Raw genomic sequence first — 16,308 nt, 5'->3', positions numbered from 1 at the left:
GAGGACATCGAGGACAACGTGAGCGCACCGACCACTCGAGCACCCGAGCCATCGGCGGCCGCACCCGCCAACGGCGCCGATGCCGCAGCGCAGACCACCGGTAAGGCCGCCCCGAAAGCGGGCGCACCCGCGCCGAAACGCATCGCCCCCTATCAGCTCACCGGCGCGGAATCGGTGGTGCGGTCGCTGGAGGAACTCGGCGTCGACACCATCTTCGGCATCCCCGGCGGCGCGGTGCTGCCGGTCTACGACCCGCTGTTCGACTCGCAGAAGCTGCGCCACGTCCTGGTTCGCCACGAGCAGGGTGCCGGCCATGCAGCCAGCGGCTACGCCCACGCCACCGGCAAGGTCGGCGTCATGATGGCTACCTCGGGTCCCGGCGCCACCAACCTGGTCACGCCGCTGGCCGACGCCCAGATGGACTCCATCCCGGTGGTCGCCATCACCGGACAGGTCGGTCGCAGTCTCATCGGCACCGACGCCTTCCAGGAAGCCGACATCTCGGGCATCACGATGCCGATCACCAAGCACAACTTCCTGGTGCGCACCGGAGACGACATCCCGCGGGTGATCGCCGAGGCGTTCCACATCGCCGCCACCGGACGCCCCGGCGCGGTGCTGGTCGACATCCCCAAGGATGTGCTGCAGGGCCAGTGCACGTTCGCCTGGCCGCCGCAGATGGACCTGCCCGGCTACAAGCCCAACACCAAACCGCACAGCCGTCAGATCCGTGAAGCGGCCCGGCTCGTCGCCGCCGCCCGCAAGCCGGTGCTCTACGTCGGCGGCGGTGTAATCCGCGGCGAGGCCACCGCCGAACTGCTGGATCTGGCCGAGCTGACCGGCATCCCGGTGGTCACCACGCTGATGGCTCGCGGCGCCTTCCCGGACAGCCACCCGCAGAACCTGGGCATGCCCGGCATGCACGGTACCGTGGCCGCGGTGGCCGCGCTGCAAAGGAGCGACCTGATCATCGCTCTGGGGGCCCGGTTCGACGACCGGGTGACGGGCAAGCTGGACTCCTTCGCCCCGGAGGCCAAGGTGATCCACGTCGACATCGACCCGGCCGAGATCGGCAAGAACCGCAACGCCGACGTCCCGATCGTCGGTGACGTCAAGCTGGCGATCACCGATCTGATCGAGGCATTGCGCAAGACCGGTGCTCCCAAGGGCGATCTGGACAACTGGTGGGAGTACCTGTCGGGGATCCGCGCCACCTACCCGCTGAGCTACGGGCCGCAGAGCGACGGCAGCCTCAGCCCGGAGTACGTCATCGAGCAACTCGGCAAGATCGCCGGACCGGACGCCATCTACGTCGCCGGTGTGGGCCAGCATCAGATGTGGGCCGCGCAGTTCATCTCCTACGAGAACCCGCGGACGTGGCTGAACTCCGGCGGTCTGGGCACCATGGGCTACGCCGTCCCGGCGGCCATGGGCGCCAAGATGGCCCGGCCCGAGGCCGAGGTGTGGGCCATCGACGGCGACGGGTGCTTCCAGATGACCAACCAGGAGCTGGCCACCTGCGCCATCGAGGGAGTGCCGATCAAGGTGGCCTTGATCAACAACGGCAACCTGGGCATGGTGCGGCAGTGGCAGACGCTGTTCTACGGCGAGCGCTACAGCAACACCGACCTGTCCACCCACAGCCATCGCATTCCGGACTTCGTCAAGCTGGCCGAGGCGCTGGGTTGCGTCGGATTGCGTTGCGAGCGTGAGGAAGACGTCGTCGACGTCATCAACCAGGCCCGCGCCATCAACGACCGGCCGGTGGTGATCGACTTCATCGTCGGCGCCGACGCCCAGGTGTGGCCGATGGTTGCCGCGGGCACCGGCAACGACGAGATCATGGCCGCCCGCAACATCCGTCCGCTGTTCGACGACAACGAAGAGGGGCGTGCCTGATGGGAACCAGTGTCACGCATACGCTTTCGGTGCTCGTCGAAGACAAGCCCGGTGTGCTGGCCCGCGTGGCCGCACTGTTCTCCCGGCGCGGTTTCAACATCCAGTCGCTGGCAGTCGGTGCCACCGAGCAGAAGAACATGTCGCGGATGACCATCGTGGTCACCGCCGAGGAGACCCCGCTGGAGCAGATCACCAAGCAGCTCAACAAGCTGATCAATGTGATCAAGATCGTCGAGCAGGACGCGGAGAACTCGGTGGCCCGCGAGCTGGCACTGATCAAGGTCCGCGCCGACGCCGGCACGCGCAGTCAGGTGATCGAAGCGGTCAACCTGTTCCGCGCGAAGGTCATCGACGTGTCGACCGAGTCGCTGACCGTCGAGGCCACCGGAACCCCGGAGAAGCTCGAAGCGCTGCTGCGGGTGCTCGAGCCCTACGGCATCCGTGAGATCGTGCAGTCCGGCGTGGTGTCACTGTCGCGTGGGCCGCGCGGAATGACGACCAGCAAGTAACCGACCCCACAGAAGAAACAGAAGAAACAACAGAAGGAAAGTTCAACCGTGTCAGTTGAGATGTTCTACGACGACGATGCCGACCTGTCGATCATCCAGGGCCGCAAGGTCGGTGTGATCGGTTACGGCAGCCAGGGTCATGCGCATTCGCTCAGCCTGCGTGACTCCGGTGTGCAGGTGAAGGTGGGCCTCCAAGAGGACTCGAAGTCGCGGGCGAAGGTCACCGAGCAGGGCCTCGAGGTCGACACCCCCGCCGAGGTCGCCAAGTGGGCCGACGTCATCATGCTGCTGGCGCCCGACACCGCGCAGGCCGAGATCTTCAAGAACGACATCGAGCCGAACCTCAAGGCCGGCGATGCGCTGTTCTTCGGCCACGGTTTGAACATCCACTTCGGTCTGATCAAGCCGCCGGCCGACGTCACCATCGGCATGGTCGCCCCCAAGGGCCCTGGCCACCTGGTGCGCCGCCAGTTCGTCGACGGCAAGGGTGTGCCCTGCCTGGTCGCCGTCGAGCAGGACCCGACCGGCGAGGGCCTGGCGCTGGCGCTGTCCTATGCCAAGGGCATCGGCGGCACCCGTGCCGGCGTCATCAAGACCACCTTCAAGGACGAGACCGAGACCGACCTGTTCGGTGAGCAGGCTGTGTTGTGCGGTGGCACCGAGGAACTCGTCAAGACCGGCTTCGAGGTGATGGTCGAGGCGGGCTATGCCCCGGAGCTGGCCTACTTCGAGGTGCTGCACGAGCTCAAGCTGATCGTGGACTTGATGTATGAAGGCGGCATCGCCCGGATGAACTACTCGGTGTCCGACACCGCGGAGTTCGGCGGCTACCTGTCGGGCCCGCGCGTCATCGACGCCGACACCAAGGAACGGATGCGCCAGATCCTGGCCGAGATCCAGGACGGCACCTTCGTCAAGCGTCTGGTCGCCAACGTCGAGGGCGGCAACAAGGAGCTCGAAGCGCTGCGCAAGAAGAACGCCGAGCACCCGATCGAGGTCACCGGCAAGAAGCTGCGCGACCTGATGAGCTGGGTGGACCGCCCCATCACCGAAACGGCGTAGCGGGTTTCGGCGCGCTTTTCGTCGCTCAGCGTTGACAAGCGCGCCGAAATCACGGGCGCAGTGACGGTACCTCCAGGCCGAATTCGCGTTTGAGCACCGTGCGGGCGGCGTAATACCCGGCCATCCCGTGCACGCCGCCGCCGGGCGGGGTCGCCGACGAGCACAGGTAGGCTTTGGGGATGGGCGTCGACCACGGGTTGACGCGCGGCGTCGGTCCGAGCAGGGCGCGCACCACCGAGTTTCCACCCACCCCGATGTCGCCGCCGACGTAGTTGGCGTTGTGATCCGACAGGTGTGCGGCCGGGACGCTGCGGGCCGCGACGACGATGTCGGAGAAGCCGGGGGCGAAGCGCTCCATGATCGCGGTGATGGCCTGGGTCTGGTCCAGCGTCGAGCCGGCCGGCACGTGGGCGTAGGTCCAGAACGGCCGGTGCCCTTGGGCGTCAATACGATTCGGGTCGGCGGTGTAGGGCGTGGCCCCCAGCGCCATCGGCCATTGCGCGTGGCGGCCCGAGGCGATCTCCCTCTCTGCGTGTGCCATCTGCGCGCGGGTGCCGCCAAGGTGGAATGTCGCGGCGGTGGCCAAACGGGAATCGGCCCACGGAATCTCGTCGGAGAGCACGAAGTCCACCTTGGCCACACCGGGTCCGAAGGTGTAGCGCTGCAGCAGCTTTGCATAGGTCGCCGGCAGGCGGTCGCCGTAGATGCCGAGCAGTGCAGTGGGTGCGGTGTCGTAGAGAACCACCCCGGCCGGCGGGGTGCGCACCTCGGTGTCGGTGTGCAGGACGCCGCCGTGGGCCCGAAGATCCTCGATCATCGCCTCGGCGATGGCCTGGCTACCGCCGACCGGCACCGGCCAGCCGACCGTGTGTGCCAGCGTCGCCAGCATCAACCCCGCACCGGCCGCTACGAACGACGGCATTCGCGAAATAGTGTGTGCCGCAACACCGGTGAACAATGCCCGGGCATCTTCGCCCGCCAGGGAACCCCAGGCCGGTGTGCCTTGGCGCAACATTCGCAGGCCCAGTTGCACGGCGGCGGGGATGTCGGCGCGCACCGAACGCTTGTCACCCAGAAGGAGACCGACCACGTCGTCGGCGTTGCGCGCCAGCGGGCCGAGCAGGCTTCGCCACGAGGCGCCCTGCTGCAGGCCGGCGCAGGTGCGCTCGAGATCCTGGTAGGCGATCGCGGCCGGCCGGCCGGGCAGCGGGTTGGCGTAGGAGATCTCCGGCACCACCAAGCCGACCCCGCGGGCGGCCAGGTCGAACTCTGCGAAGAACGGTGACGCGAGCGCCAGCGGGTGAATCGCCGAGCAGATGTCGTGCCGCACGCCGCTGAACTCGGGGTCGGCCGCGGTGCGCGCCCCGCCACCGAGAGTGGGCTGGGCCTCCAGAACCTGCACGGCCAGTCCGGCTCGTGCGCAGACGGACGCGGCCGCCAACCCGTTGGGACCGCTGCCGACGATGGTGACGTCCACGCCTCCAGTACACCTCACCGCAGGCGATGGTCGTACGCGTGGCGGCACATACCGGCCTGATGGCAGGGCTCCTCCTGCGGGGCGGCATCGTCGCCACGCTAGGCTGACCGGCGTGAATCTGCCCGTAGTCTTGATCGCCGACAAACTCGCCGAGTCGACCGTCGCAGCCCTGGGCGACGCCGTGGAGGTGCGCTGGGTCGACGGCCCGGACCGCCCGAAACTGCTGGCAGCGGTAGCCGACGCCGACGCCCTGCTGGTGCGCTCGGCGACCACGGTCGATGCCGAGGTGATCGCCGCCGCGCCCAGGCTGAAGATCGTCGCCCGCGCCGGGGTGGGTCTGGACAACGTCGACGTCGATGCCGCCACCGCCGCCGGTGTCCTCGTGGTCAACGCCCCGACGTCCAACATCCACAGCGCCGCCGAGCATGCCCTGGCACTGATGCTGGCCGCCGCCCGGCAGATCCCGGCCGCCGACGCCACCCTGCGCGAGCGCACCTGGAAGCGCTCGTCGTTCAACGGCACCGAGATCTTCGGCAAGACCGTCGGCGTCGTCGGCCTCGGCCGCATCGGGCAGCTCGTCGCGCAGAGGCTGGCCGCCTTCGGGACCCACGTGATCGCCTACGACCCCTACGTCCCGCCGGCCCGCGCCGCCCAGCTCGGGATCGAACTGCTGTCCCTCGACGAGCTGCTGCCCCGGGCCGACTTCATCTCCGTGCACCTGCCGAAGACCCCGGAGACCGCCGGACTGCTGGGCAAGGAGGCGCTGGCCAAGACCAAGCCCGGCGTCATCATCGTCAACGCCGCCCGCGGTGGACTGATCGACGAGGGGGCGCTGGCTGAGGCCGTCAAGAGCGGTCACGTTCGCGCCGCCGGCCTCGACGTGTTCTCCGCCGAACCGTGCACCGACAGTCCGCTGTTCGAGCTCCCGCAGGTGGTCGTCACCCCGCACTTGGGCGCCTCGACCGCCGAGGCGCAGGACCGAGCCGGCACCGATGTCGCCGAAAGCGTCAAGCTGGCCCTGGCGGGGGAGTTCGTCCCCGATGCGGTCAACGTCGGCGCCGGTGCGGTCAGCGAGGAGGTGTCACCCTGGCTGAACCTGGCGCGCAAGCTCGGTGTGCTCGTCGGTGTGCTGGCCACCGAGCCGTCCACCACGCTGTCGGTGCGGGTCAGCGGTGAGCTGGCCTCCGAAGACGTTGAGGTGCTCAAACTTTCGGCGCTGCGCGGCTTTTTCTCCACGGTGACCGATCAGCAGGTGACGTTCGTCAACGCGCCCGGGCTGGCGGCCGATCGTGGTCTGCAGACCGAGCTGAGCACCGCCAGCGAGAGCATCAACCATCGCAGTGTGGTCGACGTGCGGGTGGTCGGGCCGGACGGTTCGGCGACGAACGTCTCCGGCACCCTGTCGGGTCCGCAGCAGACCGAGAAGATCATCCAGATCAACGGTCGCAACTTCGATCTGCGGGCCGAGGGTGTGAACCTGATCCTGCATTACACCGATCAGCCCGGCGCGCTCGGCAAGATCGGCACGCTGCTCGGTGCGGCGAACGTGAACATCCTGGCCGCGCAGATGAGCCAGGACATCTCGGGTCAGGCGGCCACGGTGATGCTGCGCCTGGACCGGGACGTGCCGGCCGATGTTCGTGCGGCGATCGGTGCCGCGGTTGATGCGGTGACGCTGGAAGTGGTGGATCTGTCGTGAATCGCGCCGCCGACGATGCAGAGCGAAGCGATGACGAGGAGCGGCGCAGATGAAACTGGCCGTGATCGCGGGCGACGGTATCGGCCCGGAAGTCGTCGGTGAAGCGCTGCAGGTGCTCGACGCCGTGCTGCCCGGAGTGGCGAAGACCGAGTACGACCTCGGCGCCCGCCGCTATCACGCGACCGGTGAAGTGCTGCCGCCGTCGGTGATCGACGAGCTGCGCGGCTATGACGCGATCCTGCTCGGTGCGATCGGCGACCCATCGGTACCTAGCGGCGTGCTCGAACGCGGTCTGCTGCTCAAGATCCGCTTCGAGCTCGACCACCACGTGAACTTGCGCCCGGGCCGGCTCTACGAGGGAGTCAGGAGCCCGCTGTCGGGCGTTTCGGACATCGACTTCGTCGTGGTGCGCGAGGGCACTGAGGGCCCCTACACCGGGACCGGTGGCGCGATCCGCGTCGGCACCCCCCACGAGGTGGCCACCGAGGTCAGTCTGAACACCGCCTTCGGGGTCAACCGGGTGGTGCGCGACGCGTTCGCCCGCGCGCAGAAACGTCGCAAGCACCTGACCCTGGTGCACAAGACAAACGTGCTGACCTTCGCGGGCAGCCTGTGGTCCCGGGTGGTCAACGAGGTCGGCGCCGAGTACCCCGACGTCGAGGTCGCTTATCAGCACGTCGACGCGGCCACCATCCACATGGTCACCGACCCCGGCCGCTTCGACGTCATCGTCACCGACAACCTGTTCGGCGACATCATCACCGACCTGGCCGCCGCCGTCTGCGGCGGAATCGGCTTGGCCGCCAGCGGCAACATCGACGCCACCCGGACCAACCCATCGATGTTCGAACCCGTGCACGGCAGCGCGCCGGACCTCGCCGGTAAGGGCATCGCCGATCCCACCGCCGCGGTGATGTCGGTGGCGCTCCTGCTGGCCCACGTCGGCGAGGATGCCGCGGCCGCCCGCGTCGACAAGGCTGTCGCGAGCCATCTGGCAACCCGCGGCGACAAGACCTATTCGACCCGGGAGGTCGGAGAGCGGATCCGCGCCGCTCTCTAGGGCTGTCGGGTTTCCGGTGGGTCGGTCGGCACCAGCGGCAGGGCGGCCACCGGGAACAGCGCGCACACCGCGAAGGCCACCGGGTAACCCAGTACGCCGATCAGCGCGCCGAACAGCGGTGGGGTGAGCCCGGCCGCCAGCAGCTGGCTGGTGTTCTGTGCGCCCAGGGCGCGCCCGCTCCAGAACGGCCCGGCGATCTCGGCGATCGCGGTGAACGCCAACCCGTTGTCGCTGACGGTGATCACCGATGCGACGACCATCACCGCGATGCTCAGCGGGGAGTGCAGCGCATCGCTCAGGGCCAGCGCCAGCATGGACACCGCCGCGGCGGCCGCGATCATCCGGATCGGCCGCAGCCGCGAACCCATCCGGTCCGACCAGCGTCCGGCGGCAATCCGGCCCAGCGCGCCGAGCACTTGGGCGACCATCACCAGCACGCCAGCAGACTCCGCCGACCAGCCGCGGTCGGCGATCAGCCACACCAGGGTGAACGTCCACACCACGCACTGCGGCACGACCAGCAACACCGACACCGCGTGGATCCGCCACAGTACGGCCGACCCGCGATAGGGATTGGCCAGATGCTCGGCCGGCGCGTCGGCGCGTGGCGGACGCGGGGGATCGGCCACGGCGACCGCGCACACCAGCGCCGCCACCCCGCACACGATCGCCGGGAACAACAGCGCCAATCCCACCCCGTGCGTCTGGGCCAGCCGAGGAATGATCAACGCGCCGAATGCCACACCCAGCGGCTGGGCGGTCTGGCGGATGCCCATCACCAGCCCGCGCTGCTGCGGCGGGAACCACCCGACCACCAGCCGCCCGCTGGCCGAATTGCTGCTTGCTGCCGCCATTCCGCCGAGGAACAGGAAGACGCCCACGAGGATCAGCGAGTGCGCCGAGGCCGCCGCGAGGGCCGCCGCGGCGGTCAACGCGGAGCCGACCGTCAGCACGAACCGCTCACCGACGCGGTCCACCACATAACCCCAGGCGATCAGGGTCAGCACCATGCCGAAGCTCGGCATCGCCGACACCAGGCCGGCCGTGGCCAGGTCGAGGCCCATCGTGGAGTGCAGGGTGGGGATGAGAAAGGCGGCCCCGTTGATGAACACGTTGGCGGACAACGTCGCGAACAACGCGATCGCGAGCATGGTCCAGCGGCGCACTGTGCTGATCGTGTCGACGGCCACGTGGCCATGATTCCATGCAGTTTCTCACGATGCTGAATCTATATCTCAATATATGAGAGACATGGGCGGTGGCGGGGAACAGCGCCGCGGCCACTAGCATTGTTCCAATGCGCCTGGGTCGAATCGCCAGTCCCGACGGGGTCGCCTTCGTCAGTATCGAAGGGGACTCGGGGAGCGAAATCGTTCGTGAGATGGCCGAGCATCCGTTCGGCTCGCCGACGTTCACCGGTCGCACGTGGCCGCTGGCCGATGTGCGTCTGCTGGCGCCGATCCTGGCCAGCAAGGTGGTCTGCATGGGCAAGAACTACCTGGCGCACATCGAGGAGATGGGTGGGGAAGCGCCGGAGGATCCGGTCATCTTCCTCAAGCCCAATACCGCGATCATCGGACCTGGCGTACCAATCCAGTTGCCCGCCAACGCTTCACCGGTGCATCACGAAGGGGAGTTGGCGGTGGTGATCGGCCGTCCCTGCAAGGACGTCCCAGCTGCGCGCGCCGCCGAGAACATCCTCGGTTACACCATCGCCAACGACGTCTCGGCGCGCGATCAGCAGAAGGCCGACGGCCAGTGGATGCGCGCCAAGGGCCACGACACGTTCTGCCCGGTGGGTCCGTGGATCGTCACCGACCTCGATCCGTCCGATCTGGAGATCCGCACCGAGGTCAACGGAGAGGTGCGCCAACACAGCCGTACCTCGCTGATGATCCACGACATCGGCGCGATCATCGAGTGGATCTCCGCTGTGATGACCCTGCTGCCGGGCGACCTCATCCTCACCGGCACGCCGGAAGGCGTGGGGCCCATCGAGCACGGCGACACCGTCAGCGTCAGCATCGAGGGCATCGGGACTCTGACCAATCCCGTCCTACGAAAGGGCAGATGATGACTCGGGCGGCCAATGATCCAGTGCGCGTGCGGTTCTGCCCGTCGCCGACCGGGATTCCGCACGTCGGGATGGTGCGCACCGCGCTGTTCAACTGGGCCTACGCCCGCCACACCGGCGGGGTGTTTGTGTTCCGCATCGAGGACACCGATGCCCAGCGTGACTCCGAGGAAAGCTATCTGGCTCTTCTGGACGCGCTGCGCTGGCTCGGCCTGGATTGGGACGAGGGACCCGAGGTCGGCGGCCCCTACGAACCGTACCGCCAGTCGCAGCGCAAGGAGATCTATGCCGACGTGGTGGACCGACTGGTCGCGGCCGGTGAGGCATATCCGGCCTACTCCACGCCCGAGGAGGTCGAGGCGCGCCATGTCGCCACGGGCCGAAACCCCAAGCTGGGCTACGACAATTACGACCGCGACCTGACCGACGAGCAGCGCGCCGCCTACGCCGCCGAAGGCCGAAAGCCGGTGCTGCGGCTGCGGATGCCCGACGAGGACATCAGCTGGCACGACCTGGTGCGCGGCAAGACGACGTTCGTCGCCGGCACGGTGCCCGACTTCGCCCTGACGCGCGCGACCGGAGAACCGTTGTACACCTTGGTCAATCCGGTCGACGACGCGCTGATGAAGATCACGCACGTACTGCGAGGCGAGGACCTGCTGCCCTCGACACCGCGTCAGATCGCCCTGTACCAGGCGCTGATGCGGATCGGTGTGGCCGACCGCGTGCCCGAATTCGCCCATCTGCCGCCGGTTTTGGGCGACGGCACCAAGAAGCTGTCCAAGCGCGACCCGGAATCCAACCTGTTCCTGCACCGCGAGCGCGGGTTCATTCCCGAAGGTCTGCTGAACTACCTGGCGCTGCTGGGTTGGGGAATCGCCGAGGACCGCGACATCTTCAGCATCGGCGAGATGGTCGAGGCCTTCGATGTCGTCGACGTGAATTCCAATCCGGCACGCTTCGACCAGAAGAAGGCCGACGCCGTCAACGCCGAGCACGTCCGCCGCCTGGAGCCCGAAGAGTTCGCGCGGCGGCTGGCGGACTATTTCGGTGAGCACGGCCACGACACCGGACTCGACGGCGCCGGCTTCGCGCTGGCCGCCGCGCTGGTGCAGACGCGCATCGTGGTGCTCTCCGACGCGTGGGGACTGCTGAAGTTCTTCAACGACGACGCCTACGAACTCGATCCCAAGGCCGCGGCCAAAGAACTTGGGCCTGACGCGGTGCCGGTGCTCGACGCCGCGATCACCGCACTCGAGGGCGTGAGCGAGTGGACCGCCGCGGGCATTGAAGAAGCGCTCAAGGGCGCGCTGCTCGAAGGCTTGGAGCTCAAGCCGCGTAAGGCCTTCGGGCCCATCCGCGTCGCAGTGACCGGGGCCACCGTCAGCCCACCGCTGTTCGAGTCGCTGGAGTTGCTGGGCCGCGACCGCAGCCTGCGCCGACTGCGTGCGGCTCGCGACCGAGCCGGGGTGCCGGAGTAACCGCGCCCAAATCTTTGATAGTGTGCTCGTCGGCCCGCAACCGATGCCGGACAGGCCGCGATCGCCCGCTACACTGGGTGATGGCCTTCTGAACAGCGGTTATAGGCAGCCAATGGGGTATGGTGTAATTGGCAACACAGCTGATTCTGGTTCAGCCATTCTAGGTTCGAGTCCTGGTACCCCAGCAATTTCGTCGCCGTAGCTCTCTGAGCTATGCTGACAACTCGGTGCGCCGCGAGGCCCGCCGAAGATTGGTTCTGGCCCCGTCGTCTAGCGGCCTAGGACGCCGCCCTCTCACGGCGGTAGCGTGGGTTCGAATCCCATCGGGGCTACCAAGCGAAGTCGCCCGGTCGTCAGACCGGGCGATTGTCGTCAGTGTGGCAGGCATCTCATCCGCTGCTGCAAATCAGGTCTCACAACCGGCGGGTGAGCGCCTCGGCGGCGGCCACCAGATCAGCGGCCCAGCGGGCGCCCGGCCGCCGCCCCATGCGGTCGATCGGTCCGGACACCGACACGGCAGCGATGACCGCGCTGCTGCGATCGCGAACCGGCGCAGAGACGCTGGCCACCCCCGGTTCGCGTTCGGCGGCGCTCTGCGCCCAGCCGCGACGGCGCACCTCGGCCAGGGTTCGTTCGGTGAACTTCGCCGACGGCAGCACCGCCTGCTGGGTAGCCGCGTCGCTGTAGGCCAGCAGGACCTTGGCCCCGGAGCCCGCCGTCATCGGCAGGCGCGCCCCGACGGGAACGGTATCCCTGAGTCCGGCAGGCGGTTCCAGTGCGGCCACGCAGACGCGAAGGGTGCCTTCGCGGCGGTAGAGCTGGACGCTCTCACCGGTGATTTCGCGCAGACGGGGCAACACCGCGGCGCCCGCCGCGAGTAGCGGATCGTTGACCTGGGCGGCCAGTTCGGTCAGCGCCGGGCCAAGCCGCCAGCGCCCGGTGCTGTCACGGGCGAGCAGACGGTGGACCTCCAGTCCGGCGGCGAGCCGGTGCGCGGTGGCCCGCGGCAGTCCGGTGCGCTCACACAGTTCGGCAAGCCCGCAGGGCGACTCGGCGACCGAATGCAGCACACCCACCGCTTTGTCGAGCACGCCGATGCCGCTATCCTGTCTCATATCGAGATACTAACGTCCCGAAATGTGAGATACCTAGTCTCCGCCGGAAGCGACCGAGAGATAAATCGAGAAGTGATGGCTCAATCCGACAAGCCCAGAACGCTGCCCGAGAAGGTGTGGGACGACCACGTGGTCGTCGCCGGCGCCGGCAGTGGCGGCTCGCGCGAACCCGACTTGATCTACGTCGATCTGCACCTCATTCACGAGGTGACCAGTCCGCAGGCCTTCGACGGCCTGCGCCTTGCCGGCCGGCCGGTGCGGCGGCCCGATCTCACGATCGCGACCGAGGACCACAATGTGCCCACGGTCGATGTCGACAAGCCGATCGCCGATCCGATCTCGCGCACCCAGGTCGAGACTCTGCGGAACAACTGCGCCGAGTTCGGCGTCCGGCTGCACCCGATGGGTGACGCGGAGCAAGGCATCGTGCACGTGATGGGTCCGCAACTCGGCTTGACCCAGCCGGGCATGACGATCGTCTGCGGCGACAGCCACACCTCGACCCACGGGGCCTTCGGCGCGCTGGCGATGGGAATCGGCACCTCGGAGGTCGAGCATGTCCTGGCGACACAGACACTTCCGCTGCGCCCGTTCAAGACCATGGCGGTCAATGTGGACGGTCAACTGCCGCCCGGAGTGACGGCCAAGGACATCATCCTGGCGGTGATCGCCAAGATCGGCACTGGCGGCGGACAGGGATACGTCATCGAATATCGCGGCAGCACCATCGAATCACTGTCGGTGGAGGGCCGGATGACGATCTGCAACATGAGCATCGAAGCGGGCGCCCGCGCCGGGTTGGTGGCACCGGACGAGACGACCTACGAATATCTGCGCGGTCGGCCCTACGCGCCGACGGGCGCCGACTGGGATGCGGCGGTGGCCGCCTGGGAACAATTGAAAACCGACCAAGGGGCGGAATTCGACACCGAGGTCTTCATCGACGCAACAACTCTCAGCCCGTTCGTCACCTGGGGCACCAATCCCGGACAGGGTGTCCCGCTGTCCGAAGCGGTGCCTGACCCCGAGTTGATGACCAGTGACTCCGAGCGCCAGTCCGCCGAGAAGGCGCTGGCCTACATGGATCTGCGCCCGGGCACGCCGCTGCGCGACGTCGCGGTCGACGCGGTGTTCGTCGGTTCGTGCACCAACGGCCGCATCGAAGATCTGCGCGTGGTCGCCGACGTGTTGCGTGGTCGTACGGTCTCAGACGGGGTGCGAATGCTCATCGTGCCCGGCTCCATGCGGGTGCGAGCCCAGGCCGAATCCGAAGGGCTGGGCGAGATCTTCACCGCCGCGGGCGCCGAATGGCGGCAGGCCGGCTGCTCGATGTGCTTGGGAATGAACCCCGATCAACTCGCCCCGGGCGAGCGTTGCGCGTCTACATCGAACCGGAATTTCGAAGGCCGACAGGGCAAGGGCGGCCGGACCCACCTGGTGTCCCCGGCCGTTGCGGCCGCCACCGCGGTGCGCGGCGCACTATCCTCACCCGCCGATCTCGACAACTAGTCCCGCTCAGGAGAACACGATGGATGCTTTCCACACTCACACCGGAATAGGCGTTCCGCTGCGCCGCTCCAATGTCGACACCGACCAGATCATTCCGGCGGTCTATTTGAAACGTGTCACTCGAACGGGTTTCGAAGACGGGTTGTTCGCCGCGTGGCGCAATGATGATCCGTCATTCATCCTTAATCTGAGCCCATTCAACCGCGGTTCGGTATTGGTCGCCGGGCCCGATTTCGGCACCGGATCCTCACGCGAGCATGCGGTGTGGGCGCTGATGGACTACGGATTCCGGGTGGTGATCTCGTCCCGGTTCGCCGACATCTTCCGCGGCAATGCTGGCAAGGCCGGTCTACTGGCGGCAGAAGTCACGCAGGATGACGTCGAACTGCTCTGGAAGCTCATCGAGCAGAATCCCGGGCTGGAAATCACTGTGGATCTTCAAGATCGGAATATCACCGCCGGAACAGCCGTGGTGCCGTTCACGATTGACGATTACACCGCGTGGCGACTGCTCGAAGGACTCGACGATATAGGCCTTACGCTGCGGAAGCTCCCCGAGATCGAGGCTTTCGAGGCGGCTCGTCCGAGGTGGAAACCATATATCTCGACTCCCTCCTGCTAAATCGGTTCGCGCACCCGAATTCCCACCCCTAAAGGCGGTTTGGGCTCGGCCGATTCACCGCCCTAGGGCGGCAAGCGGATTGCTGAAATCCTCCTCCGTAACGCCTGAAATTGGGCGTGGCACTTGGAAATCTGCACGTTAAGGGTTTACCGTGTCTGCAGTCGGTCCAGAGCGGACCACTGTTTTCGGAGGGTTTGAATGAACAAAGCAGAGCTGATCGACGCTCTCACCGCAAAGATGAATGTGGATCGTCGGCATGCTACTGAGGCCGTCGAGAACATCGTCGACACGATTGTGCGTGCGGTGCACAAGGGCGACAGCGTGACCATCACTGGCTTCGGTGTCTTCGAGCAGCGGCGTCGTGCCGCCCGCGTCGCGCGTAACCCGCGCACCGGCGAGACCGTCAAAGTGAAGCCGACCTCCGTTCCTGCTTTCCGCCCAGGCGCTCAGTTCAAGGCGGTTGTGGCTGGGGCACAGAAGCTCCCGTCCGAGGGGCCGGCCGTCAAGCGCGGTGCTCTCGGAGGTGCGGTCAAGAAGGCTGCGGTCAAGAAGGCCGTCCGCAAGGCAGTGGTGAAGAAGGCTGCCACCAAGGCTCCGGCCAAGAAGGCCGCACCCGCCACGAAGGCTCCAGCCAAGAAGGCCGCGCCCGCCAAGAAGGCTGCTGTGAAGAAGGCTCCGGCCACCAAGGCTCCGGCCAAGAAGGCTGCCGTGAAGAAGGTTCCGGCCACCAAGGCTCCGGCCAAGAAGGCTGCGCCTGCCAAGAAGGCTGCGGCCAAGAAGGTTCTGGCCAAGAAGGCTGCGCCTGCCAAGAAGGGTCGCCGCTAAAGTTCGCCGTCGAACGCCGCGGGCTCAGTGCCCGCGGCGTATTCGCGCTTCTGGACCCTGAATTCGCTACGACGTGCTCGCCAGCGGGCTGGCGATGTAGTCGGCGGCGACGATGCGGTTGTCCACCAATGACAGCACCCAGGTGCTGCCCTTGCGGTTGCGGCCCGTGTCGGCCTTGCCTTCGTCGCCCTCGCGCCACCAGGCCAGCAGATACGGAATCACCTCGCCCTGCGTACAGATGACCGGTGTGCCGCCGCGAGCGGCGATCTGCTGCACTCGATCCCGGGCGGGATTCGGGTCGAGCGCGTAGGCCTCCTCGGTGAGCGAGGGCTCCGGATGGATCGGCACGCCGAGTTCCTGTGCCAGCGGCTCGACCGTCTGGGTGCACCGGGTGCGGTCTGCGGCGTAGATGTCGGTGGCCCCGAACGCCATCAGCTGTCCGACCAACGACTCCGCCTGGGCGCGACCGTTCTTGTCCAACGGCCGGCCTCGGTCGTCGCCGCGATAGCAGAACTTCACACCAGCAGTGCCGTGCCGGACGATCAACACCGTCTGGGTGTCGCCGGGGTGCTCGGAGAACGCGTCGAGCATCTTTCGGTCACCGGGGTAGCTCAGTCGTGCCGACGCCTCGGTGATGGGCAGCCACTCGAGGATGTCCACTTCGCGATTGGGGGTGAACTCACCACCGCGGGCACGGGCCACCCAGTAGTGCACCAGCTTGCTGCCTTGCGGGATGGGATAAGTGATCTCACCCAACCGACGGCCCAGCTCTGAGCGCTGGCCGGTCTCCTCCCAGATCTCCCGAACCGCGGCCACCGGCTCGTTCTCGCCGGGGTCGACCTTCCCCTTGGGAAGCGACCAATCGTCGTAGCGGGGCCGGTGGATGACGGCGATCAGAGGCTCAACCGACGCGCTGTCCGGCCGCCACAGCACGGCTCCCGCCGCGATGATCCGCCGGGATGACTTGCCCTTCTTC

The 16,308-nt window shown here is 67.3% G+C and carries 14 protein-coding genes and 2 tRNA genes; 12 read left to right on the top strand and 4 right to left on the bottom strand.

The annotated features are described in order from the left end of the window. The first annotated feature begins 18 nt into the window (after positions 1-18). The 3 genes from K9U37_RS17495 to ilvC are packed head-to-tail and all read left to right on the top strand — an operon-like array spanning position 19 to position 3,470. Complete coding sequence (locus K9U37_RS17495; protein WP_243072768.1) at positions 19-1,899, top strand: acetolactate synthase large subunit; 1,881 nt, start codon at positions 19-21, stop codon at positions 1,897-1,899. After that, positions 1,899-2,408, top strand: a complete 510-nt coding sequence (gene ilvN, locus K9U37_RS17490) for an acetolactate synthase small subunit (RefSeq protein ID WP_243072767.1) — start codon at positions 1,899-1,901, stop codon at positions 2,406-2,408. The genes K9U37_RS17495 and ilvN overlap by 1 nt, the downstream gene beginning before the upstream one ends. Positions 2,409-2,468: 60 nt before the next feature. Next, positions 2,469-3,470 carry a ketol-acid reductoisomerase gene (ilvC, locus tag K9U37_RS17485; RefSeq protein WP_243073441.1) on the top strand — a complete coding sequence of 334 codons (1,002 nt, stop codon included), beginning with the start codon at positions 2,469-2,471 and terminating at the stop codon, positions 3,468-3,470. 49 nt (positions 3,471-3,519) lie between these two features. On the opposite strand, the gene K9U37_RS17480 is transcribed toward ilvC, so the two are convergent. Beyond that, positions 3,520-4,947 carry a phytoene desaturase family protein gene (locus K9U37_RS17480; protein WP_243072766.1) on the bottom strand — a complete coding sequence of 476 codons (1,428 nt, stop codon included), beginning with the start codon at positions 4,945-4,947 and terminating at the stop codon, positions 3,520-3,522. 112 nt (positions 4,948-5,059) lie between these two features. On the opposite strand from K9U37_RS17480, the gene serA reads away from it, so the two are divergent. Together serA and K9U37_RS17470 are read left to right on the top strand one after the other, a co-directional pair. Continuing rightward, entirely contained in the window at positions 5,060-6,646 is a 1,587-nt protein-coding gene (serA, locus tag K9U37_RS17475) for a phosphoglycerate dehydrogenase (RefSeq protein ID WP_243072765.1), read from the top strand. A 49-nt stretch (positions 6,647-6,695) separates the two neighbouring features. Then, a complete protein-coding gene (locus tag K9U37_RS17470) occupies positions 6,696-7,706 on the top strand; it encodes a 3-isopropylmalate dehydrogenase (protein WP_243072764.1) in 1,011 nt (336 codons plus the stop codon). On the opposite strand, the gene K9U37_RS17465 is transcribed toward K9U37_RS17470, so the two are convergent. Further along, the gene (locus K9U37_RS17465) at positions 7,703-8,896 is read right to left on the bottom strand and encodes an MFS transporter (RefSeq protein WP_243072763.1); all 1,194 of its coding nucleotides are present in this window, start codon (positions 8,894-8,896) and stop codon (positions 7,703-7,705) included. The genes K9U37_RS17470 and K9U37_RS17465 overlap by 4 nt on opposite strands. A 107-nt stretch (positions 8,897-9,003) precedes the next feature. On the opposite strand from K9U37_RS17465, the gene K9U37_RS17460 reads away from it, so the two are divergent. From K9U37_RS17460 to K9U37_RS17445, 4 genes are all read left to right on the top strand, one after another. Then, entirely contained in the window at positions 9,004-9,780 is a 777-nt protein-coding gene (locus K9U37_RS17460) for a fumarylacetoacetate hydrolase family protein (protein WP_243072762.1), read from the top strand. Continuing rightward, positions 9,780-11,261, top strand: coding sequence for a glutamate--tRNA ligase (gltX, locus tag K9U37_RS17455; protein WP_243073440.1), 1,482 nt, complete (start codon positions 9,780-9,782; stop codon positions 11,259-11,261). The genes K9U37_RS17460 and gltX overlap by 1 nt, the downstream gene beginning before the upstream one ends. A gap of 113 nt (positions 11,262-11,374) precedes the next feature. Continuing rightward, a tRNA-Gln gene (locus tag K9U37_RS17450) sits at positions 11,375-11,446 on the top strand. Between the two features lie 74 nt (positions 11,447-11,520). Next, positions 11,521-11,596: transfer RNA gene (locus K9U37_RS17445), tRNA-Glu, on the top strand. Positions 11,597-11,674: 78 nt separating this feature from the next. Here the strand turns inward: K9U37_RS17445 and K9U37_RS17440 are convergent. Further along, positions 11,675-12,376, bottom strand: coding sequence for an IclR family transcriptional regulator (locus tag K9U37_RS17440; RefSeq protein WP_243072761.1), 702 nt, complete (start codon positions 12,374-12,376; stop codon positions 11,675-11,677). Between the two features lie 75 nt (positions 12,377-12,451). Between K9U37_RS17440 and leuC the strand changes: the two genes are divergently transcribed. The 3 genes from leuC (at position 12,452) to K9U37_RS17425 (ending at position 15,332) form a co-directional block, all read left to right on the top strand. Further along, entirely contained in the window at positions 12,452-13,885 is a 1,434-nt protein-coding gene (leuC, locus tag K9U37_RS17435) for a 3-isopropylmalate dehydratase large subunit (protein ID WP_243072760.1), read from the top strand. 19 nt (positions 13,886-13,904) lie between these two features. Then, on the top strand, positions 13,905-14,507 hold the full coding sequence (gene leuD, locus K9U37_RS17430) for a 3-isopropylmalate dehydratase small subunit (RefSeq protein WP_243072759.1): 603 nt from the start codon (positions 13,905-13,907) through the stop codon (positions 14,505-14,507). A gap of 198 nt (positions 14,508-14,705) precedes the next feature. Next, positions 14,706-15,332, top strand: coding sequence for an HU family DNA-binding protein (locus tag K9U37_RS17425; protein WP_243072758.1), 627 nt, complete (start codon positions 14,706-14,708; stop codon positions 15,330-15,332). A 66-nt stretch (positions 15,333-15,398) separates the two neighbouring features. Here K9U37_RS17425 and mutT1 read toward each other — a convergent pair whose 3' ends face one another. Further along, the gene (mutT1, locus tag K9U37_RS17420; protein WP_243073439.1) at positions 15,399-16,283 is read right to left on the bottom strand and encodes an 8-oxo-(d)GTP phosphatase MutT1; all 885 of its coding nucleotides are present in this window, start codon (positions 16,281-16,283) and stop codon (positions 15,399-15,401) included. Between the last annotated feature and the right edge of the window lie 25 nt (positions 16,284-16,308).

The sequence above is a fragment of the Candidatus Mycolicibacterium alkanivorans genome, from assembly GCF_022760805.1.
Lineage (GTDB): Bacteria > Actinomycetota > Actinomycetes > Mycobacteriales > Mycobacteriaceae > Mycobacterium > Mycobacterium alkanivorans.
The sequence above is the reverse complement of the archived record's forward strand: the minus strand, read 5'-3'. Positions and strand labels throughout refer to the sequence as shown.